We start from the raw sequence: 21623 nt of genomic DNA on the forward strand, positions 1-21623 counted from the left end.
CGTCCCGCGGCAACCGCTCCTACCTGCGCAGACGCGGTATCAAGGCAGTCATCCCGGAAAAGCGGGACCAGGCCGCCAACCGCAAGAAGAAGGGCACACGAGGCGGCCGACCCGTCAGTCACGACGCCGACCTCTACAAGGAACGGAACACGGTCGAGCGCCTGATCAACAAGCTGAAGGCCTGGCGAGGCATCGCCACCCGCTGCGACAAGAGCCCGGACAGCTACCTCGCCGGCCTCCACCTCCGCGCCGCAATGATCTGGATCGACGACCTGATCAAGACCGCCGAATGATCACGACATCACACAGGCCCTAGACCGACGTGCCTGCCATGGCCTGGTGGAAGCAAGCCTCCGCAGAACCCCGGAGCGGTTCAGCATTCCCTTCCGCGGAAGCCGCAGAAAGCGAGTGGAGTGGGAGGGGAGCCGCTCACGCCCCTGTCTGTGACAGGTGAGCGGGTGGCACAGTCGCCCCGCGATGCTTGATGTTGACGGCCGAAGCCTTGACCACTGCCACGGGGTTCAGGAAGCGCATCGGACCGATCAGGCGGGATGCGAACAGATGCATGTGCCGCGCCACCGATTCATCGCGCGCCGCCGCCGAGAACATCAGCCGCTCCACGGGATTGAACGGACGGGCCTTGGCGAAGTCGGCGGCAAGGTACTGGTGACCGCGCAGTTGGCGCCGGTGTCTGCGTGCGTACATCACGAGTGACCTGTCGAGGTCGCCCCGGCCGGTTGCGGCCGCGGCGACCGCCGCTGCCAGCCAATGCGCGGACTGAAGCGCCCACCCGCATCCCACTCCCCACAGGGGATCGCCGGTCACGGCGGCGTCGCCGATGAGTGCGACGCCCGGTGCGGTCGGCTTGCGGCTGTGAAGCGGGTAGTTGACAGTGCCGGTGATCTTCGTGATGCGCTCGGCGGAGTCGATGGGCGGTGCCTCGGGCAGGGCGCGGACGAATGCGAAGAAGCTGCCCTCCAGGTCTTCCCGGAAGGCAGGTAGCCGTTTCTTGTCCGGGAGTACCGCGACGACCGTCACCCCGTCGTCGTTCGGAAACGCGTAGGCCATGTCGGGCTCGAGGAACCAGGCGTGACTGATCCCGTCGCGCAGCGGCAGATTGCGGAAGTGCGCGAGATAGCCGAACCGCGTGTTCTCGTGCAGCCGAGCAGGCACCGCGGCGAACTTCGCTACGGCCGAGTCCTTGCCATCGGCGCCGACCACCAGGCGGGCCCGGATCTCCCGCTCGCCCTGCGGGGTCGACGCGCGTACCCCCAGGGTTCGCCCGCCTTCCCGGACCAGCCCGGTCACTTGGTGGCCGAGGAGCAGATCGACGCCGGGGGTTTCCGCGGCACGGGACCTGATCAACGGGTCGAGCGTGCTGCGTCGAACGTTGTACGCGTACGGCAGCTCGGGGCCCGCCGGCGCGGCCCTCGGCTCGATCCATCCCCAACGGGTGTACCAGCGGGCCGCGTTGCGGACGGCTCCCGCCTTCTCGAGAGCGGGGATGAGGCCGAGTTCCTCCAGCACCGGATAGGCGTTGGCCGTGATGGAGTGGGTGCAAAGCACTTTGTACGCTTCGGGGTCCGAGCGGCGTTCCAGCAGTGCGACGCGGACGCCGCGTCGAGCGAGCAGGATCGCCGCGGCGCTGCCGGCGAGGCTGGCTCCGCTGATGACGACGTCGTAGTCGTATCCCGCGCTCTCAGGCCTGGTCATGCGCTGATTGCTCCCTTCGGGGTGTGGTGCCGTTCATGGGAGTGGTGCAGTGCCACTGCTGTCAGGTACATGAGCAGTTGTCAAGCGTGGCGGATCGGGTCTTGTCTGCGGACATCCACACATGCCCGGTGGCCCAGCCGTGATACCGGAAGCTACGCGGGTCGACGGGGCGCGGCGGCCGCATTCAGCGGCGCGGGGCCCGCCGTCCAGTCTGGTGGAGTTCCAGGTGGCGTGCGACTCGGCGGCGCTCGCCCCGGGTGCCGCGTGTGACCAGCCCCTCCGTGCACGGTGCGCCCGTGCGCCCGCCCTTCGGTCGCGCATCGCACGCTCGTTTGTCAGCATGGAGAGCTGTACGCACGATGCACGCCTGTACAACCCCTGTACAACGCTCCACGGGCCCTGTGCACCCCGGCACACCCCGGCACACCCCGGCACAGCCCGGCAGCGCCGCATCGCGGGAGATCGAGCCATGGCCGTCATTTCCGCTTCCTCGTCCTCCGGACCCTCCGGACCCTCCGAGAACGACACCCACGCCAACGGCATCCCGGCCGCCGGAACCGATCCCGCCCGGCCCCCGCCCGCCGAGCCTCCGCGGCACGACACCCGGATCGTGCGCGCCGCCGTCCACCCCGCGATCGGCGTCGCCCGGGTCGGCGACAGCACCGACGAGTTCTTCCTCGCCCCCGAGACCGAGGACGAGCCTCCGCTGCACACCGGCTCGTACAAGGACGCGACCGGCGCCCTGAAGCGGCAGGCGGCCCGGTTCCGGATCTACGGCTATAACGCGGCCGGGGAGCCGGTTGCCGAGCTCACCGCGGACAACGCCGACGTGCGCTGGACCGTGCACGTCGCCAACAAGAAGGCCGCCTGGTACCAGTTCCAGCTGGCCCTGGACATTCCCGAGGCCGCCCAGGCGGAGGAGAGTCAACTCCGCAACCCCCTGGTCGGCGGACCGGAGCGCCCCAAGCTGATCATCGACCCCGGCCCCCGCTCCGTCCACGGCCGCGACCGTGCCGGCAGTCCCGAACTGTGCTTCGACACCGGGACGTTCCTCGGCATCCCGGTCTACCTCGGCGAGCTGCGCACCGACGGGGCCGGGCGGCTGGTCTTCCTCGGCGGCCGGGGCGTCGCCGCGTCCGTCGACCGCAAAGAGGCCGAGACCTTCGCCAACAACGACGGCTGGTACGACGACATCTCCGACGGCCCGGTCACCGCCGAGGTCCACGTCGACGGCCGCGCGCTGCCGGTCGAACCGGCCTGGGTGCTGGTCGGCCCGCCCAATTACGCCCCGGAGCTGAAGTCCCTGCGCACGCTGTACGACCTCGTCCGCGACGCGTTCACCACGGCCAGGGCGCTCCCCGAGCCGGCGGAGGTCTCCTTCACCCGCGACATCCTGCCCATCCTGCGCCGCCTGTGCGATCTGCAATGGGTCAACCAGGGCCTGGCCACCCTGTTCGGACACGGCGGACGCGAACACTTCCTCGACCCCGATCTGCTGGCCGCCCTCGCCGACCCCGGCCCACGCCACAAGGAGCTGCGCCGGCAGATCTCGAAGACCATGCGCGACCACGACCGGGACGGCACGTCACCGATTCCCTGGCCACCCGTCTACGGCGACGCGATGAGCCTGCCCCCCGTCTCCGCACGCCAGCACCTGGCCATCTCCCCGCTCCAGGCACGGCTGTTGGCGCGCTGGACCCGTGGCGAGTTCGTCCCCGATCTCGTCCCCGATCTCGTCCCCGGTGCTGAGATCACGCCCGTGGAGCTGGACCGGCTGCCGCTCGCCGACCGGCCCGCCGCCTTGGACCGCGCGGCCCTGTCCTTCTGCCTCGCCGACGCCTTCCACCCGGGCTGCGAGATCACCTGGCCGATGCGCCACACCACGCTGTACAGCTCGCCGTTCCGCATCCGCCACCGCCCTCAGAGCGACCCCGAGCGCCCCTACGGCAGGGTGCTCACTCAGCAGACCGCCCTGGCGTACGACGGGCCGCTGTACGCCCAGGGGCCCGGCGACCTGACCCGCTGGATGGCCGTGCCCTGGCAGACGGACACCGCGAGCTGCCGCTCCGGGTACGAAGGCCGGTACGACCCGTACCTGCCGACGTTCTGGCCCGCCCGGGTGCCCAACCACGTCCTCGTGGAGGAGGACTACCTGATCGCCGTCGACACCACGCGCCCGCGCGAGGAGCGGCTCGCGGCGTTCGCCCGGCGGGCCCCCTGGAACCGCTGGCTGCCCCCGAAGTACAAGGCCAACATCAACGCCATGGTGAAGGACTTCGGCCGGCTCGGACTGGTCGAACGCCGGCCGGGCGCAACCGACGACCCCCTGCTGCCCGCCGAGATGCTCGTCGAGTCCGAGGTCTCCTTCCCCGCCGAGCCGGCCCCGCCGCGCGGCCGCAACCTGCTGAGCCTGCACGTGCCGCTCGCCGCCGACGAGCGGCTGCGGGACGCCGTCCTGGCGACGGCCGTCGCCCTCGCAGAGGAACCCGACGAGGAGCTGTCGGCGGGCTACATCGAGAAGATCGCCCGCTTCCCGGGCAACCGATGACCCGGCACTCGACGGCCGGGCCCGGAGGCCGGCGGTGACGCGTCACGAGGTGTACGACGCGGTCGTCGCCGGCGCGGGACCGGCCGGCGCGGTGGCCGCCCTCGTACTCGCGCGGGCCGGCCGACGCGTGGCGATCGTGGACGACCCGCCCGCGCCCGCAGCGGACGCCCACAAGGTCGGCGAAAGCCTGCCGTCGGCCGCCGCCGCGCTGCTGCGCGACCTGAACCTGTGGCCCGACGGCACGGCCGCGCCCCACCTGCGCTCCACCGGGATGTACGTCTCCTGGGGCTCGGCCGCGCTGCACGAGCGCGGCCCGGTGCAGGACCCGTACGGCGCGGGATGGCAGCTGGACCGCCTCCGCTTCGACGCGTTCCTGCGGGAGGCGGCCCACGCCGCGGGCGCCGAGCCGCTGCGCGGGCGGGCCCTGGACGCCGTGGACGACGGCCCCGGCCTGCGCCTGCTCGTGCGCCAGGAGCACGGCACACGGGAGCTGCGCTGCGCCTGGGCCGTCGACGCGACGGGACGGCGCGCGGCCCTCGCCCGGCGTCGAGCGGTCCGCCGCCGCCAGGACCGGCTCGTGGCCACCCACGTACTGATGACGCGTCAAAGCCCGTGCGCTGGCGGGCAGTCGGACAAGGAGGTCAGGACCGTCGTCGAAGCGGTGCCCGGCGGATGGTGGTACACGACGCTGACCCCCGTGGGCCGGATCGTCGCCCATCTGACGGACCCCGACATCGCGGACCCCCGTCTGCGCACCCCCGACGGGTTCCTGCGCGCCGCCCTGCACACCCGGCACATCGGCGCCCGCCTCACGGCCGGGGACCTCACCGCTCCCCCGGCACCGCGCTGGAGCGCTGCCCACGGCCTGCGCCTCGAGCCGTACGGCGGCCGGGGCTGGATCGCTGCCGGCGACGCGGCGCTGGCCTTCGACCCGCTCTCCTCGCAGGGCATCCTCACCGCCCTGCACAGCGGAGCCCGCGCCGGCCTCGCCGCAGCCCTGTGCCTCGCGGGCGCGCCGCACGGCCCGGTCCTGGCCGCGTACACGGAATTCCTCGACGGCGTCGCCGCCGCCTACCTACGCCATCACGCCGAGGCGTACGCCGCGGAAACCCGCTGGCCGGAACTGCCGTTCTGGCAACGGCGGGTGGCCGTACGCCAACACGCGGGCCAGGGACCCCGCAACTAGTGCTGTGACCGGCAAGGTTCACCGGGTCACGGCCCCCGGCACGGCACCTCGCCGCGTTGTCGGACCGCGCCGGTACGTCCAGTACGAGCCGCGGCCCTCCGCCTTGCGATGCGTCCCCTAGGCCCTGCGGGCCTGGGGAGGCCCCATGGCACCGGACGCCGCGACCCGGCAAACCTTTCCGGTCACAGCACTAGACCGCGAAACGGGGCTGGACCGGGGTGACGCCGGTGGTGATCCGGCGGCCGCCGCCCGGCTTCAGCCGACCTTCGCCGCGCCTCCCCCACCGGGCTGCAGCCCTGGTGCGGGAGGCGGCTCGAAGCTCAGGTCAGAGGCCCTTTGAGGTCGGTTCGGGATGGCCGCGCGCCCCACACGATGGGGCATCGGAATGACATGGGCGCTGGACCGAGCACGCAGGACTTTGACGGTCGTTTGACCGGGCAGCCCCGTAGAACAGCCGAACGGAGTCTGTCCCCGTGACCGCAGTCGAACTGTCCCCGTGCTCGGTCCCGCCACCCGACACGGGGGCGGCGCCCGTCGGCGAACCGTGGCACCGGCGCGCCCGTGTGCCGCTGATCGCCACCGCCTTCGTACTCCCGTTGTACGCCCTGTGGGCGGGGGTCCTCGCGACCGGTGGCGGGGATCTCGCGGCGCAGCAGGCCTGGGCCGGGTTCGTCGCGCGCCACCCCGGGTCGCTCTACAACCTCTCCTGGTACGGCGGGCTGCACACGGCCGGCTACAGCCTGATCTCGCCCTACCTGATGGCGGCCTTCGGGGTGGTCCCCGTCACCGCGGCGAGCGGGCTCGCGTCCACGTGGCTGACGGGCCGGCTGTGGGCGCGCTCGGGAGTGCACCGGCCCCAGTGGCCCGCGCTGATGGCGGCCCTGATGCTCTGGTGCCAGGTGGCCTCGGGGCGCACGACGTTCATGCTGGGCGTTGCCTTCGGGCTCGCTGCCGTGCTGGCCTGCACGAGCGGGAGTCGTACCGGACTCACGGCCGCCTGCGCGGTGCTGACCGCGATGGCGAGTCCCGTCGCCGGGCTGTTCCTCGTGGTGGCCGGTGTGGCTGGTGTGGTCGGTGGGGTCGGTGGGGTCGACGTATCCGGTGAGGCGTGTCCGCCGAGGGCCCGGTGGGTGGCGGCGGCCGCGCTGGTGTTGCCTCCGGTCGCCGTCCTCGGCACAGCCGCCTGGCTGTTCCCCATGCAGGGCGAACAGCCCATGCCCTTCGTGCGGCTCTGGCCCCCGCTGCTCATGAGCGCGGCCGTCGCCCTGGCGGCCCCGCGCTCCTGGCGGATGCTCAGGTCGGCAGCGGCGGTGTACGCGATCGGGGTCGTGCTCGCGTGTCTGATCCCCTCGCCGGTCGGGACGAATGCCGAGCGGCTGGCCAATCTGGTGGCGCCGCCGGTGCTGCTCGCCGCCGCGATGACGGCGACCGTCCGCACCACCGGCGCAGGCCGATCCTGGTCCCTCAACCGGCTCGGGACCTGGCGGCAGGCTTCTGCCGTGGTCGCCCTCGTCCTCGCCCTGACCTGGGTGGGCGGAAACACGGTGGCCCATGTCACCGACACCGTGGACGTGCCCCGGTGGGCGGCGGACACCGACGGTGTCGTACGCGCCCTCGACCGGCTCGGGGCTGACCGCGCCCGGGTGGAGGTGGTCATGGCCCGCAGCCATCGCGAGGCGGCGGTGCTGGCGCCGTACGTCAACCTGGCGCGCGGCTGGAACCGGCAGGCCGACGTCGAACGCGGGCGGTTGTTCTACGACGGGTACGGCGGGGCCGGCGTGCCGGCGGGGACATTCACCGCGGCCGCGTACCGCGCGTGGCTCGACCACTGGGCCGTCGGCTTCGTCGTACTGCACAACGGCCCGCTGGACGCCGCGTCGGAGCGCGAGTACGCGCTGGTGACGAGCGGGCCCCCGTACCTCGAGGCGGTGTGGCGGGACGAGAACTGGCGGATCTACCGCGTCAGGGAACCGGTGCCCTTGGTCGATCCGCCCGGGTCCGTGGTGAGCTCCGACAGCGCCGAGGTCGTCGTACGGATGCCCAGGCCCGGAACCGTGACCTTGAGGATCGCCTACTCACGGTGGCTCCGGGCGGAGGGTGGGTGCCTGGCCCCGGCGGGCGACGACAGCGGACTCACCCGGTTGACGGTGAGTCAGCCGGGAGACGTCACGGTCGGCTCCGCGTCCGGCATCGGGGTCCGCCGATGCACCCGTTGAGGACGAACCCGGTCCGCACGACGGGCGGAGACAGGCGGGTGCCGGTGCCCGTGCGCGGGCCCGTGCCGGCGCCGGTACCGCCGTCGGCGTCGGCGTCGGCTCGGCTCGCGCTGGCCTGCGTACGCCACCACCGGCTCGTCCTGCTGCTGTGGCTGCTGCTGCTGGGCGCCGGCCTCAGCGCGGTCGGACCCGTGATGGACCGGCTGGACCGGCAACCGTGGAGCGTGGCCGCGCACGAGTCGGTCCGGGGAAACCGCCTCCTGGACGGCGGCCGCGCCTTCGGCGGGCAGATCGACGCGGTCGTCGCGGGCGCGCCGGTGGCCGATCCGGGATTCCAGCGGGAGTTGGCCGCCGCACAGCGTGACGTGTCCGCGATCGCCGGCGTCATGGAGATGACCGCGCCGACGGGCCCGAATCCGACGGCCTCGGCGGTCTCCGCCGACGGAGAGGCCGCCCTGGTCTCCGTCCGGCTGGAGCTGACCCTTCCCGACAGTCTCCGGGAGAACGCCGAACGCGCCGTCGAATCCCGGCTGCGCCGGATCGCCGACGGCGTCCCCGGCCTGGAGGTGACCCTCGGTGGCAGCGATCGTGCGCGCCGCGCGGTGGCCGCCCAGTCGCTGGCCGACACCCGACGCAGCGAGCTGATCACCCTGCCCATCACGCTGGCGGTGGTCTATGTGCTCTTCGGTGGCCTGGTGGCGGCCTCCGTGCCGGTGGTGGCGGCCGTGTGCACGGTCGGAACGGGGATGCTCTGGCTGCTCGTACTGTCGCGCTGGTACGACCTCACCTCCCCCGCGCTCTCGACGACCACGATGGTGGGGCTCGGCCTGGCCATCGACTATTCGCTGGTGACGGTGGGCCGTTTCAGGGAGGAGCGGGCCGCGGGACACGGCGTCCCGGAGTCGGTGGTACGGACGATGGGTACCGCGGGACGCGCGATCCTGTTCGCCGCTCTCGTCGTGGCCGCCGCCCTCTGCGGGCTGGCCGCCTTCCCCAGCGATTTCTTCGCCGCGATCGGCCTGGCCGCGGCGGGGACCGTCGCCCTCTCCCTGGCCGCCGCGCTGACCCTGACCCCGGCGCTCCTGGCGGCCTTCCCGCAGCGGATCGGAGCGTGCGCCGCCCCCCGCACCGACGTCGGCGCGTTCGCCCGGCTGGCCCGGTGGACCCGACGGCACGCACTGCCGGTCGCGGTCGGCGTCGGGGTGCTGCTGCTCGCCTGTGCCACACCGTTCCTCCGCGTCCACCTGGTCAGCCCGGTCGGGGAGCGCCAGCTCCCGCCCGCTGCCGAGGCACGCCGCTATGCCGACGCCGTGACCGAGCGGTTCCCCCAGCACCGCGCCGACGCGGTGGTGGTCGTGGCGCGCAGCGACCCGGCCGGCCTCGAAGCGTGGGCGGGCCGGTTCGCCGGCGGTCCGGACGTCGAGACGGTGGTCGCGGCCATGCCGGCGGGCCCAGGAGTCGCCGTACTCCGCATCGTGCCGAGGGCGGAGGCCGCGGGCGGGCCCGCCGACCGGCTGGTCCACCGGATCCGGGCGGAACGGCCGGCCGGCTTCCCGGTCTGGGTCACGGGACGCAACGCCCTGGACATCGACTTCAGAGCCGAGGTCACCGGCCACGCCCCCCAGGCGGCCGCGCTCATCGCGCTGACCACGTTCGTCCTGCTCACGCTGATGACCCGTTCGGTCCTGCTGCCGCTCAAGGCAATCGCGATGAACACCCTCTCCCTCGGAGCGTCGTTCGGCGCTCTCGTCCTCGTGTTCCAGGACGGCTGGGGCGCCGGGGTGCTGGGGGTGCACACCCTCGGCGGCCTCGGATACTGGCTCCCCGTGGTGGTGTTCGCCCTGGCCTTCGGCCTGTCCATGGACTACGAGGTGTTCTTGCTGTCCCGCATCCAGGAGCTCCACGACTCGGGACTGGACAACGACCGCGCGGTCGAGGTCGGCGTTCAGCGCTCCGCCCGGATCATCAGCTCCTCGGCCGTGTTGATGTGCATCGTCTTCATCGGTTTCGCCACGGGCGAGTTGATGGTGATGAAGCAGTTGGCGACGGCGCTGACGATCGCCGTCGCCGTCGACGCCAGCCTGGTCCGCTGCCTTCTGGTCCCCGCCACGATGACCCTGCTGCGCAATGCCAACTGGTGGGCACCGCACGCCCTCCGCCGACGGGTCGGCAAGCCGGCGCCACCGATTCGGCTCCCGGTGCCGTAGCGCACCAGCGGCTGTCCGGCCGATCCCCCGGATTGACTGAATTTTCAGTCAATGCGAGAGTCACCCCCACCCGCCGGACCGCCCTTCGCGCCCTCGCCGGAATCGGCGCGCTCGTCGCAAGCTCCTCGGCCTGCGGCCCCTCCGGGACCGGAACACAGGCCGGCGCCACCAGCGGGCCCTCGCAGGCCGCCGCTGCCGGCGGCAAGCGTCGGCTGGGCGCCGAGTGGGAGAACCACACCCGTACGTTCATGTCCTGGCCGGCGCTGCCCTCGGTCTGGGAGGGAGACCTGCCCGACGTACGCGAGGACATCGCGCGGATCGCGCGGATCGCGCGGGCCGTCGGGGAGTACGAGGCGGTCGTCATGATGGCCAGGCCCGATCAGGCGGACGCGGCGCAGCGGGCGTGCGGCTCACAGGTCGAGGTCATCCCGCTGGCCATCGACGATCTCTGGGCCCGTGACACCGTCCCCGTCTTCATCGAGGAGGGCGGCAAGGTCGTAGGGGTCGACTTCAACTTCAACGGCTGGGGCGACAAGCAGGAGCACAAGAACGATGGGGCCCTCGGCCGCACCCTGCTCCAGAAGTACGGGATCCCCCGGGCCCAGGCCCCGCTGGTCGCGGAGGGCGGATCCCTCGAGACCGACGGCGAGGGCACACTGCTGATCACCGAGAGCTCGATCGTCAACGACAACCGCAACCGGGGCAAGAACCGGGACACCATCGAGGCGGAGCTCAAGCAGACCCTGGGCGTCGAGAAGGTGGTGTGGCTGGCCGGCGTACGCGGTGAGGACATCACGGACGCTCACGTGGACAGCCTGGTGCGCTTCACCGCGCCCGGTGTGGTCCTGCTGGACCGCGCGCACCCCAGCACCCCGCCGGACTCCTGGTCGCGCTCCGCCGACCAGGCAAAGTCCGTCCTGTCGAAGGCGACGGACGCCCGCGGCCGGCGCTTCGAGGTCATTGATCTGCCGCAGCCCGACCTGAACAGGATCACGGGCGAGGGTGACGACTTCGTATCGACCTATGCCAACTTCTACATCGCCAACAATGCCGTCTTCATGCCCAAGTTCGGAGACCGCCAGGCCGACGACCGGGCCCGCGGTCTCTTGCAGGAGCACTTCCCCAAGCGGGACATCGTGCCGGTCGCGATCGACACGATCGCCTCGGGGGGCGGCGGTATCCACTGCTCGACCCACGACCAACCCGGCAAGCCCGCCGCCTGACCGCACGCACCACGCGCCACGCGTCACCTGGGGGACCTGGCGCCCCGTCGCCGCAAGACCGAGACCACTCGCTCTCCAGCGGGTCCACGAGGCCATCTGTCGGCTTCGACGAGAGAAGGACCAGGTCCGCGTCGCCGCCGTCGTCACCGCCATGGCCGAAGCCGGCCACGCCGCTACCAGATCCTCGCCGACCTGGACAGCGAACGCGAGCGGGTGACCTATCGGGAAACTTCCGCGGCTCGCGGGTCCTGCTCGTACAGCCCTGCGCCCGAGCCCCAACGCTCCGCCCACGGACGGGCTTCGTCCGCGGAATCCCACAGTCCCAGCGAAGACGTCGCATCGCTCAGGCGGCGCACCACAGCCGGGCTGTAGAGGCCCCGGACACGGAAGTTCTCCAGGTGCCAGACGGGCACGATGACGCACGCGTACCGCGGTGACCCGCGATGCCGGCCGACGGCGATGACGCGACCGTGTCCCCAGTCCCACCGGGGTCGCACCAGCCAGACCTTTCCGCCAGGCGGGAAGTGCTTGGTTCCGCGCCTGGTCTCCACGGCGCCTGGCCCGTACGGGAGCTCCCGGCGTACGTTCGCTGCCACCGCATAGCCAAGCGCTTCCCCTGATGTCTCCGCTCCGCTTTCCACCTGCCGGCCCCCTCACAGTTACCTTCGCCCGCCCGACCGTATGCCCGGTCCGTCACACGACCAAGGGGTTATCGCCCATCCCCCGGACGAACCGCGTCCAGGGTGACAACCGCCATAGACGGGCAGCCCGTTGTGGCAACCGCCACTGTGCGTACGGGATTTAGCCGGAAGCTATCGTCGCAGCCATCCGAACCGGTGAGCCGTTTCACACCAGTGGAGGGTTTGTGCATCCATTTCTTGGCAGGCTCAGTGGGGCTGCCGCAGCGCTGCTACTCGGCGTCGGCGTGCTCGTCGGCGGCCCGGCCTCCACAGCCGCCGGCGCCGCCAAGGCTGCCGAGGCCGCCATACCGCCCGTCATCGGCGAACTCAAGGCGTACAACATCGACGGCGTCTACAGCGCCGGCGTCTCATCCGGCGGGTACATGGCGACCCAGCTGCACGTGGCCTATTCCGGTACGTTCGACGGCTCGGCCACCTTCGCGTCCGGACCGCACTACTGCGCGCAGAACGACCTGGGGAAGGCCCTGAACGCCTGTATGGAGGTCTACCAGGACCTCCAGCTCGCCACCCTGAAGCAGACGACCACGAACTGGTCGGCGCAGGGCACCATCGACGGCGCGGCCGGCTTGAACGGCGACCCGGTCTACGTCTTCAGCGGTTCCAGCGACTCGACCGTCGAACGCCCGGTGTCCACCGCGCTGAACGACTACTACCGGCACTTCGGCGCCAACGTGCTCTACAACAACGGCACCGCCGCCGGCCACGCCTGGATAAGCCCGCTCGGCCCGAACGCGTGCACCGTCACCGCCAACCCGTGGATCAACAACTGCGGCATGGACGCCGAGCGCGAGTTCCTGGGACATCTCCTCGGCTCGGTCAGCGCACCTGCGACCAGCCTCGGTGGCAGCCTGATCCGGTTCGACCAGAACAAGTACGCGCCCGGCGGCGCCGCCAAGCCGATCTCCATGGACGAGAAGGGCTTCGTCTACGTTCCCACGAGCTGCGCGAACGGCGCGGCCTGCAAGGTGGTCGTCGCTCTCCACGGCTGCAAGCAGGGCTACTCGTACCAGGGCTTCGGCACGCAATTCATCGACAAGGCGTACCTCAACGAGTACGCCGACACCAACAACCTGATCGTCCTGTATCCGCAGGCCATTGCGACCACGACTCTCGACAACCCCAACGGCTGCTGGAACTGGTGGGGTTACCTGGGCGACTCCGACTACGCGCGGCACGGCGGCAAGCAGATCGAGACCATCATGGCCATGGTCAAGGCCCTCGGCGGGACCGGCTCGACGACGCCGCCCACGGGAACCGTCACACTGCCCAGCGTGGACGCCGAGGACGGCTACATCAAAGCCGCAGGTGACGGCTCGGGCCCGGCCGTCGGCACCCTCGAGGACACCTCCGGCCTGGCCCTGGGGCGGGGCGCCGACGGCAAGTTCAACCGGACCGTGCTGTCCTTCGACACCGGCGTCGTTCCCTCCGGCAGGGAGATCACCCGAGCCTGGGTGACCCTGACGAGGAGCGGCGGATCCGGCGCCCCCTGGGCCAGCCCCGCCGGCAACCGGCTCCTGGTCGACGTCCACACCGGCTGCCTCGGCGGCTGCACGGTGGAGACCGGCGACTGGGCCGCTGCCACGACGACCTCGGGCACGGCCGAGATCGGCCCCTTCGCCTCCGGCAGCAAAGCCTCCGGCAACCTGTCCGCCGCAGGCCTGTCCGCGATCAACCGCTCCGGTCGGACCCAGATCCGCCTTCGGTTCGAACTGAACCAGACGGCTCCGGCCTACCTCTTCGTCAACAAGGACATGCAGGCAACTCTGACCGTGGAGTACCGGTAACCGGTTGCCGGAAATCGGCGAATCGGCCGCGGGCCCGCCGGTGCGATCGGACCCGCGGACAGCGGCAGGGGGCGGCTCCCAGCTGTGCGCGGGTGGTACCGCGCCGGCCACACGCACACGCCCGCAGCACGCTGGCGCCGCAGCATCCGCCACCCGGGGTAGCTGGTTGCCTCTTCATTCGGCTGGGGCGGCTCTAGGGCGGGATCTCCACTCGCGGCGCAGAATGAAGGCCCGCAGGACCGCGAGCGCGAGAAACACGATGCCGAAGGCGGCTCGCTGCCACTCTCCCGCCACGGCGAACCAATAAAGGCCGAGGCCGGCAAAGAAGAGGCTGGCGGCGATGAGCAGGGGTTCGCGGATCCAAAAGGGTAGGACGCGGAGAATCACGTTGATCAACATCTGGCCAGTCGAGCAGACTCGCATCCTTTCACGCAGTGTCGGAAGCCACAGTTCCGCACATGAAGCATCGGTTCAGACTGCCAGCTCCCCACCCCGCGATCCCGTCGCCTCACGAGCAACATCCCATCGGCGGCCCGGTACTGAACTTGCTTGGGTGATGCCGGGCAACCGGAACCGTCACAACAGCTCCCACGAACGCGGCGGCCGCCTCCCCCGTGCGGGGGAGACGGTCGCGACCTTCGGACGATGCCCGGACACCAGATGGGTGGCGACGATCAAGGCGCATGCCATCACACGCCAAGATCGGAGCCTCACCGTGCTGAAGTGGACCCTGCGGGCCACCGCCGTCCTCGCCATCGTCGCCGCAATCGCCGCCCCCGTCGCCGTGACCGCGCCCGAAGCGGTGGTCGCCGTACCCGCCGTTGCCGCATCCGCATCCGCCCCCGATGCCCCGAAGGCCGAGCTCACCTCCGCCCTGAAGGGGAAGACCCCATTGCTCCATCCCGTCGCCTTCTAGGAGGCCCGGGGGACGCCCAGGCCTCTGGGGTCGTTCTCCAGGCCCAGTACACGACAGCCCAGGGGCGGCAGTTGATCGACGGCATCCGGTTCCGGGTGCGTACCAGCATCCCCTGGCGGGACCTGGCAGCGAATTTTCGGCGCTCGCGGTGGCCGCCGGCCGGCCGTCGGCAAGAGCGACTACCGCGAGCGCCACACAGTCGAACGCGGCATCAATCGCCTCAAGAGGCACCGGGCGGTGGCCACCCGGTACGACAAGCTCACCGTCCGATACGAAGCGGCCGTTCTCGTCGCGGGCATCAACGCGTGGCCGTGACCAGTTGTCGTACGAAACCGGCCAGGACGGCGCGTCAGCGTCAGGAATTCATGGCGGCGCGGTCGGACTCACTGCGCAGAACGCAGAATTCATTGCCTTCGGGATCAGCAAGAACTGCCCAGCCTGAACCATCAGGATTCCGGTGATCACCGACAAAGGTGGCACCGAGGCCCAACAGCCGGTCCACCTCCTGATCACGCGAGGTCTCAGGGCGCAAACACAGATGGATCCGATTCTTGACCGTCTTGGCCTCGGGCACCTGGTTGAAGTACAGCACTGGGCCCTCCGCCAGCAGCACCTGAGTCTCGCGGTCACCCGGTCTGACATCCGGATGCATCGGACGGCCCGTCACGCTGCTCCAGAAGCGGGCCAGCTCGTAGGCATCCGCACAGTCAATCGCCACGTTCTGCAATACCGAAACCATGCGCCCCACCCTTCCTGACTTCCGCTCCGGACGCCACCGAGCTGCGCTCATCGTTCGCGCACACAGCTCAGGTCCCTGGCAGCACTTTCGATAGACGCCCAAACCTCGCGCTGTCACGAAGTATGTTGTCCGACTGGTGGCCAGGCAAGCGGAAAGTGCCTTTGACCAGCGAGAACGAGGAATGTTGAGTCCTTGTTTGCGTACCAGCCGGAGGCACTTCCCAGGTGAAGAAGCGTCGGGTCCTACCCGCGCGCGGGCTCCAGCACGAAGACGGGGATCACACGGTCGGTCTTCTCCTGATATTCGGCGTACGGCGGATACGCGGCGACCGCGCGCTCCCACCACTCGGCTTTCTCATCCCCGGTGATCTCACGGGCCGCCATGTCCCGGCGTACGGGCCCGTCCTGGAGCTCCACGTGCGGGTCGGACTTGACGTTGAAGTACCAGAGCGGGTGACGTGGGAAGCCGCCCTTCGAGGCCACGGCCGCGTACCGCCCCTCGTGCTCCACGCGCATCAACGGGATCTTGCGGATCTTGCCGCTCTTCGCGCCGCGCGTCGTGAGAATGACGACGGGCAGGCCCGTGTCCCAGAGTGTCGATCCCTGCGTGCCGCCCGAACTCTCGTACAGCTCGACCTGATCGCGCACCCACTGCGCCGGACTCGGCTCGTACTCGCCCTCAAGAGGCATCGCATTCACCCCATCGTCACGTCATGAAGTGTGGTGTCCGACAGATGGTCAGGTAAAACGCAAAGTGCCCACGACCAGCAAGAATGAGGATTGTCGAGGCCCTTGTTCCCACACCGGTCGGAGGCACCTCCCATGTGAAGAAGCATATCGGGTGCTACCCGCGTGTTCGTGTCGGGGAGGTGGCCGTTCGGTGGTCTCACAGGCCGGGGCGGTGCTGCTGGTAGAGACGGTCCGCAAGTCCGGACTGGACGACGCGATACCGGCGGCGTTGGCGGCCTGGCGCAAGCCGCGGACGGTGCACGACCCGGGCAAGGTCCTGCCGGACGTCGCGCTCGCGACGCCTCTGGGCGGGGACTGCCTCGCCGATGTCGCCATGCTGCGGGCCGAGCCCGACGTGTTCGGCCCGGTGGCATCCGACCCCCCGGTCTCCCGGCTCATCGACGCCCTCGCCGCGGCCGGACCGAAGACCCTCACCGCGATCAGGTCGGCGCGGGCCGAAGGACGGTCGCGCATCTGGGAGCTGGCCGGGGCGAACGGTCCGGCCGCCGACGGGCACGTGATCGTGGCCATCGACGGCGTGCTGGTCTTTGCGCACTCCGAGAAGCAGGACGCCACCACGACCTGGAAGAAGACCTTCGGCCATCATCCGCTGGTCGCGTTCGTCGACCACGGCCAGGCCGGTTCCGGGGAGCTGGTGGCCGCCCTGCTGCGGCCAGGCAACGCAGGCGCCAACACCGCGAGCAACCACATCACCGCCCAGCTCGCCCTGGCCCAACTCCCCGAACACCTGCGGCGGGGACGGCAGACACTTGAATACCTGTGGGCGCACGACTTCGCCCCGCCGGATTCCGGCGAGGCGACTCACAGCGAGGGGGACTCACCCCCGCCCGGGTCCGCCGCGGTTCAGGAACTGCACGCGAAGACGGGAACCGCAGCCGGTGCACCAAAACCCACGCGCCCCGGCCCCGGCCGCCCGCTCGGCGCGAAGAACCGGCCGCCCGCCACCCGCTATCGTTGCTGGTGCCTTCACCGCCTGGTTCCTTCTTGCGCTGGCAGTGATTCACATCGGCAGCGGCCGTGGCTGGGACGCCATCCGACGGGCCTACATCGCCACGTTCGGCTGGGGCAACTGGATCTGAACGTCCTTAGCTGCTCGCCCATCCACCGAACCGAACGATAAGCGACAAGCTAAGGGTTGTTCCGTAATTGATCTTTGAGCGGTTCGGGGCAGGGGTGGCCGAGCGTTGGCCGGGGTTCGGCTACGCGTTCCAGTACGCATGCCGGAACGGACATTCGTACCGGACGTCGCGGACCCGCCGACCTGCCGGCCCCGGGGTGGCCGGACCTGCGTGGCCGCGCCCGGCGCGGCCGGCTGCGGGCCACGAACCCGATCGAGTCCACGTTCTCCACCGCCAGACTCCGCACCAAGGTCGCACGCGGCGCCGGCAGTCCGGCAGCGGCGCTCGCGATGGTGTTCAAGCTCGTCGAGTCCGCCCAGGCCCGATGGCGCGCGATCACCGGCGCCCACCTCGTCCCGCTGGTCCGCGCCGGGGCCGCTTCGAACGCGGTCAGCTCGTCGAACGCCCCAAAAACCTCGCAGCATGAACGTGCTCAGCTGACACACTGAGGCCGAAGCGCAGAACCGCACAGAGGACCCAGACGCCCATGCTGAACCCACTCGACGCTCCAGACGCGGTGTCAGCCGCAGCCGAACTGCTCGAGGAGCTGCTCGACGACTGCAACCATGTGTCGTCCATCGACCTCTTCCATGTAGTCCCGGTGGCTGGGATGACACCCGGTCATGACTGGATGAAGCGTCTCGCTCAAGCCGTGTACGACGCGGGGCCCAGTGGATATCAGGTAGCAACGTCTGTCGACCCGTTCGAGTCACCACAAGCCTGGCGGGACATCCTCCGCCGAGAGGTGACCGACGGGTACATGCAGTCCGCCAAGAAGTGGCCAGCCGCCAACCTGCGCACGCCCGCCGAGATCCAGCAGGCAGGCGAACTCGCCGATGGCATCGCCGACCTCATCGAAGCCCATCTGGGGCCCGTCCGAAGCTCTGGCGACGTCGACGGCCCGCGCATGGGCATGGGCGCCGTATGGTCGCGCAACCTGCTGTTGGTCACCAGCGACTGGGCCACCGTCCTCTTTCTCGGAGTTGATCACTGACCGAACACGTCCCCGTCAACTGCGGCCGCCGCCTCAGCGGCTCTCATCGTCCACAACTCTTGACAATTACTCCGTGACGCGAGATGCGTCGCTCTGGCCCGGATGTACGGCTTGACGATCCCAACTACCGTGCTACGCAGGCCCAGACACCTCATCAGTCTGTGTCTGCGATCCCCACCACGAACAGACCAACTACCCCACCCGACCCCCGTCACGCTCATCATGCACGCGGGCGTTGGCCGTTCGGATTGCACCGAGACCCCAAAGCCGCCAGCCGTGCTGGTTCGGAGACAACTCCGGCCACCGGTGACCATCGGCGATAGAAGATCACGCTGAAGGATCAACCGGTGGCCGTTTCGCTTTCAGGCCCTACCTACCGAGCCGAAATCACCGCAGTTGCGAGCCACGCCTTCCGTGACCCAGGTACAGCCCAAGGGCTTGAACCGAGACGGTCGCCAGGCTCAGCGCGGCCGTGATGGTGGTTTTGTGGTGGTCGAGAAAGTCCTCAAGACTCTCGAAGTGCGAATGATGTGCATCCGTTGTCAGATGCACATCGCCATTGGGGTGGGTGACCGTGTATTCGTGCGCCATGACAATTACCCCCTTGCCTCACCTGCGGATCATGACCTGTGCACGTTGCGATCAATCGCCATGACAGGACCATGCAGACGCCCCCCCACCACCTTCGTCAAGTACAGCCGGAGGCAGCGTGGTTATTTCACCAAGGAGACATCCGAGCATGAAGGGTGTCAACCATTCCCAGCCAAACCACCAACATGAGCCGGCCCCTGTCCTGCCGGCCCCCCGCCGCGTCACGGCTGGCCGGCCGCCACCGGGGCCTTCCCGCAGACCAGCCGTCGGCCGCCCGGCCGCCCGGCCGCCCGGCCGCCCGCTCAGAGCCGGCCCAGTTCCTCCCTCAAGTCGTCCAGCCCCAGGGAGCCGAGCGAGAGTGCGGCCATGTGCCACCGCTTGAGTTGGAAGTCCGCGCCCTGCTTCGCCCGGGCCGTCTCCCGGCCCTGCAGCCAGGCCCGTTCGCCCAGCTTGTACGTGATCGCCTGCGCCGGGCGGCCCAGGTAGCGGACGATCTCGCTGTCCAGGTACGCGGGCGGGCGGCCCGAGTAGCGCCCGAGGAACTCCCGGGCCAGGGCCGGAGTCCAGCGCTGACCGGCGGCGAACGGTGAGTGCGGCGGGATTTCCAGCCGCAGGTGCATGCCGAGGTCGACCAAGATCCGCAGCGCCCGCATCATCTGGGCGTCGAGGTGGCCGAGCCGGTCCTGCGGCTCGGTGTAGAAGCCGAGTTCGTCCATGAGGCGTTCCGCGTACAGCGCCCAGCCTTCGGTGGTGGCGCTGATCTTGCCGACCTTCGTCTGGTAGCGGGAGAGGGACCCGGCGACGACCGTCCAGTGCGCCAGCTGGAGATGGTGGCCCGGCACCCCCTCGTGGTACCAGGTGGACACCAGATGGTGGGTCGGAAAGCGGGTCCGGCCGAGCGTCGGCAACCAAGTGCGGCCCGGGCGGGAGAAGTCCAGCGAGGGCTGGGTGTAGTACGGGGCGGCCGCGCCGCCCGGCGGCGCGATCCGGGACTCCACCCGCCGGACCGGCTCGGCCAGGTCGAAGTACGTCCCGTCCAGCGCCTCGACGGCCTCGTCCATGAACGTCTGCAACCACAGCCGCGTCTCCGTCACGCCCTCGACGGCGCGCCCGTGGCGGTCGAGCCAGGCCAGCACCTCCCACGGGTCGTCCGCCCCCGGCCGGATCCGCGCGGCCTCGGTGCGCATCTCGGCGAGTAGCCGGTGGAACTCCGACCAGCCGTACCCGTAGGCCTCGTACGGATCCACCTCGGCACCGGTGTACATGCGGGCGAAGAGGGCGTAGCGTTCGCCGCCCACCGCGTCCGGCTGGCCGTCTGCCTGCCCCGCGTACACCTGGGCGAACCAGTCGCGCAGTTCGACGACCGCCCCCGTGGCCACCCGCGCCGCCCTCTCGACCTCCGTGCGCGGATGACCCTCGGGGGCGTCGGCGGCCAGCCGGCCGAAGCCGCCCGTCGCCAGCCACTCGTTCAGCTGCGTGATGTTCTCGGCCACTTGACGGGGCGCCGCCAGCAGGCCTTGCCGTACGCCCACGGCGAGCGACGCCTGGTAGCCGCCCAGGGCCGCGGGCACCGCGTTCAAGCGCTGCGCGACGGCCCGCCAGTCCTCTTCCGTCTCCACCGGCATCAGCGAGAAGACCGTGCGTACCTGGTGCAGCGGTGAGGAGAGGTTGTCTACCGCACGTAGGTGCTCACCGGCCTCGAACTGCGCCAGCTCCGCCCCGAGCCTCTCCTTCAGCAGGGTCGCGCACCGCCGTTCCACCGCGCTGTCGGCACCCGGCGTCTGTGCGACGGCCGCGAGCTGTGCAAGGGTCGAGCGCGCGAGCTCGGCCACGGCCTGCCGGCCGTCCGGCGAGAAGTCGGGGAGCGCGCCCGAGGTGCCGAGCACCCCCAGGGCGGTGCCGGTGATCGGATCGAGCTCGACCAGGGCGTCGACGTAGGCGTCGGAGATCTGACGGGGCAAGGCGTCCGGTTGGGTCAGCACCCCGAGTGCCTGCCCTCCCCGGACAACGCCCAGTCCCGACACCCCGGAGGATCACCAGTATCGGATCGCCCCTGGCCCGAAACCCCGAGTGCGTGCTCCGGCGGGGCACGGGCAGGGCCGTGTCCGGTGGTTCGTTGCCGGCGTGCCTGCCGGGGAACGGGCCGGGCGAACCCACCCCGCCCCCGACGCCACCCCGCTGCGCTCCCCCTCCCCCGGCTGCTGACCAGGCAGGACACCGGACTCCGGCCGGGTCGTTAGCCCGTAGCGGCCGCCAGGAGGAGGTCGTCGTAGATCTTCGGGTCGTCGGATTCGATCACCGGGAAGCCGACGCCGTAGGCGCCTTCCCAGCGCACGTCGATCCCCGGGTTGGCCCAGTCGCTGCCGTCGGGCAGGAACAGGTGCGGGCTGCACCGGACCGCCTCGGTACGGGCGACCGCGGCCTGGCCGGAGAGGGTGCTGCGGGCACGGCCGTCGTCCAGGGCCTCCGCCAGCGCCGTCACGTCGACGACGCCCGTCTCCGCGGCCACGTCCAGGATGACCTTGCGATGGCTGACGGACCGGGACTCGGCCCAGAATGCCTTCCGCAGGCCCAGGTCGAGCTGTTCGGACGCCGTCAGGGACTGCGCTTTGGCGGCCTGGATCGCCTCCAGCGCGGGCAGCACGGTGGAGGGGTAGAGCCAGTCCTTGGCCTGCCAGAGCTGCCAGCCGGCCGCCGGCTCCAGACTGGCCATCCGGCCCACTTCGCTGTCGGTTCCGGGGCGGGGGCTGGGCGCGTCGTTGAGGAGCTCCAGGGGGAAGGCCCGTAGGTCGAAGCTGACTTGGCTTTCGAGTCCGAGCCTCTTGCGCGTGGTGTGCAGGCGGTGGATGGCGATGTGCGCGAAGGAACACCAGATGTCCGAGAAGACGGTGATGATGCCCGGCGGCGGTGTCAGGGATGCAGCGGTCAACGGTGACTC

Annotated in this window: 16 protein-coding genes and 2 pseudogenes; 11 read left to right on the plus strand and 7 right to left on the minus strand. The window is 70.5% G+C overall.

All coding sequences use genetic code 11. The features are described 5' to 3' along the window. Positions 1–293: transposase (locus tag ACZ45T_RS36265; RefSeq protein WP_468448408.1), on the plus strand; the 293-nt coding region annotated here is incomplete at its 5' end. Positions 294–429: 136 nt separating this feature from the next. On the opposite strand, the gene ACZ45T_RS36270 is transcribed toward ACZ45T_RS36265, so the two are convergent. Continuing rightward, a complete protein-coding gene (locus ACZ45T_RS36270; protein WP_468448409.1) occupies positions 430–1713 on the minus strand; it encodes an NAD(P)/FAD-dependent oxidoreductase in 1284 nt (427 codons plus the stop codon). Between the two features lie 469 nt (positions 1714–2182). Between ACZ45T_RS36270 and ACZ45T_RS36275 the strand changes: the two genes are divergently transcribed. From ACZ45T_RS36275 to ACZ45T_RS36300, 6 genes are all read left to right on the plus strand, one after another. Further along, a complete protein-coding gene (locus tag ACZ45T_RS36275; RefSeq protein ID WP_468448410.1) occupies positions 2183–4261 on the plus strand; it encodes a LodA/GoxA family CTQ-dependent oxidase in 2079 nt (692 codons plus the stop codon). A 34-nt stretch (positions 4262–4295) separates the two neighbouring features. Then, entirely contained in the window at positions 4296–5447 is a 1152-nt protein-coding gene (locus tag ACZ45T_RS36280) for a tryptophan 7-halogenase (protein WP_468448411.1), read from the plus strand. 473 nt (positions 5448–5920) lie between these two features. Next, positions 5921–7663 carry a hypothetical protein gene (locus ACZ45T_RS36285; protein ID WP_468448412.1) on the plus strand — a complete coding sequence of 581 codons (1743 nt, stop codon included), beginning with the start codon at positions 5921–5923 and terminating at the stop codon, positions 7661–7663. A gap of 38 nt (positions 7664–7701) precedes the next feature. After that, a complete protein-coding gene (locus tag ACZ45T_RS36290) occupies positions 7702–9870 on the plus strand; it encodes an MMPL family transporter (protein ID WP_468448413.1) in 2169 nt (722 codons plus the stop codon). A gap of 32 nt (positions 9871–9902) precedes the next feature. Beyond that, positions 9903–11093, plus strand: coding sequence for an agmatine deiminase family protein (locus tag ACZ45T_RS36295; RefSeq protein WP_468448414.1), 1191 nt, complete (start codon positions 9903–9905; stop codon positions 11091–11093). 865 nt (positions 11094–11958) lie between these two features. Further along, entirely contained in the window at positions 11959–13578 is a 1620-nt protein-coding gene (locus ACZ45T_RS36300) for an extracellular catalytic domain type 2 short-chain-length polyhydroxyalkanoate depolymerase (RefSeq protein WP_468448415.1), read from the plus strand. A 174-nt stretch (positions 13579–13752) separates the two neighbouring features. Here ACZ45T_RS36300 and ACZ45T_RS36305 read toward each other — a convergent pair whose 3' ends face one another. Beyond that, the gene (locus ACZ45T_RS36305; RefSeq protein ID WP_468448416.1) at positions 13753–13977 is read right to left on the minus strand and encodes a hypothetical protein; all 225 of its coding nucleotides are present in this window, start codon (positions 13975–13977) and stop codon (positions 13753–13755) included. A gap of 316 nt (positions 13978–14293) precedes the next feature. Between ACZ45T_RS36305 and ACZ45T_RS36310 the strand changes: the two genes are divergently transcribed. Further along, complete coding sequence (locus ACZ45T_RS36310; protein ID WP_468448417.1) at positions 14294–14494, plus strand: hypothetical protein; 201 nt, start codon at positions 14294–14296, stop codon at positions 14492–14494. 355 nt (positions 14495–14849) lie between these two features. Here the strand turns inward: ACZ45T_RS36310 and ACZ45T_RS36315 are convergent, their stop codons facing one another. After that, complete coding sequence (locus ACZ45T_RS36315) at positions 14850–15233, minus strand: VOC family protein (protein WP_468448418.1); 384 nt, start codon at positions 15231–15233, stop codon at positions 14850–14852. 242 nt (positions 15234–15475) lie between these two features. Further along, positions 15476–15922: a nitroreductase family deazaflavin-dependent oxidoreductase gene (locus ACZ45T_RS36320; RefSeq protein ID WP_468448419.1), complete on the minus strand. Its 447-nt coding sequence runs from the start codon at positions 15920–15922 to the stop codon at positions 15476–15478. Positions 15923–16056: 134 nt separating this feature from the next. Here ACZ45T_RS36320 and ACZ45T_RS36325 point away from each other — a divergent pair. From ACZ45T_RS36325 to ACZ45T_RS36335, 3 genes and pseudogenes are all read left to right on the plus strand, one after another. After that, positions 16057–16733, plus strand: a pseudogene (locus ACZ45T_RS36325) (transposase); the annotation flags it as partial. Positions 16734–17294: 561 nt separating this feature from the next. Then, positions 17295–17527 (plus strand): annotated as a pseudogene (locus ACZ45T_RS36330) (IS256 family transposase); the annotation flags it as partial. Between the two features lie 60 nt (positions 17528–17587). Continuing rightward, on the plus strand, positions 17588–18094 hold the full coding sequence (locus ACZ45T_RS36335) for a hypothetical protein (RefSeq protein ID WP_468448420.1): 507 nt from the start codon (positions 17588–17590) through the stop codon (positions 18092–18094). 387 nt (positions 18095–18481) lie between these two features. Here the strand turns inward: ACZ45T_RS36335 and ACZ45T_RS36340 are convergent, their stop codons facing one another. The 3 genes from ACZ45T_RS36340 to ACZ45T_RS36350 all read right to left on the minus strand — a co-directional run bounded on the left by ACZ45T_RS36340 (position 18482) and on the right by ACZ45T_RS36350 (position 21614). Further along, positions 18482–18685 carry a hypothetical protein gene (locus ACZ45T_RS36340; RefSeq protein WP_468448421.1) on the minus strand — a complete coding sequence of 68 codons (204 nt, stop codon included), beginning with the start codon at positions 18683–18685 and terminating at the stop codon, positions 18482–18484. A 302-nt stretch (positions 18686–18987) separates the two neighbouring features. Beyond that, positions 18988–20646 carry a DUF885 domain-containing protein gene (locus tag ACZ45T_RS36345; RefSeq protein ID WP_468448422.1) on the minus strand — a complete coding sequence of 553 codons (1659 nt, stop codon included), beginning with the start codon at positions 20644–20646 and terminating at the stop codon, positions 18988–18990. A gap of 275 nt (positions 20647–20921) precedes the next feature. Continuing rightward, on the minus strand, positions 20922–21614 hold the full coding sequence (locus ACZ45T_RS36350) for a DsbA family oxidoreductase (protein WP_468448423.1): 693 nt from the start codon (positions 21612–21614) through the stop codon (positions 20922–20924). Between the last annotated feature and the right edge of the window lie 9 nt (positions 21615–21623).

This window comes from Streptomyces sp. NPDC030995 (assembly GCF_055571215.1).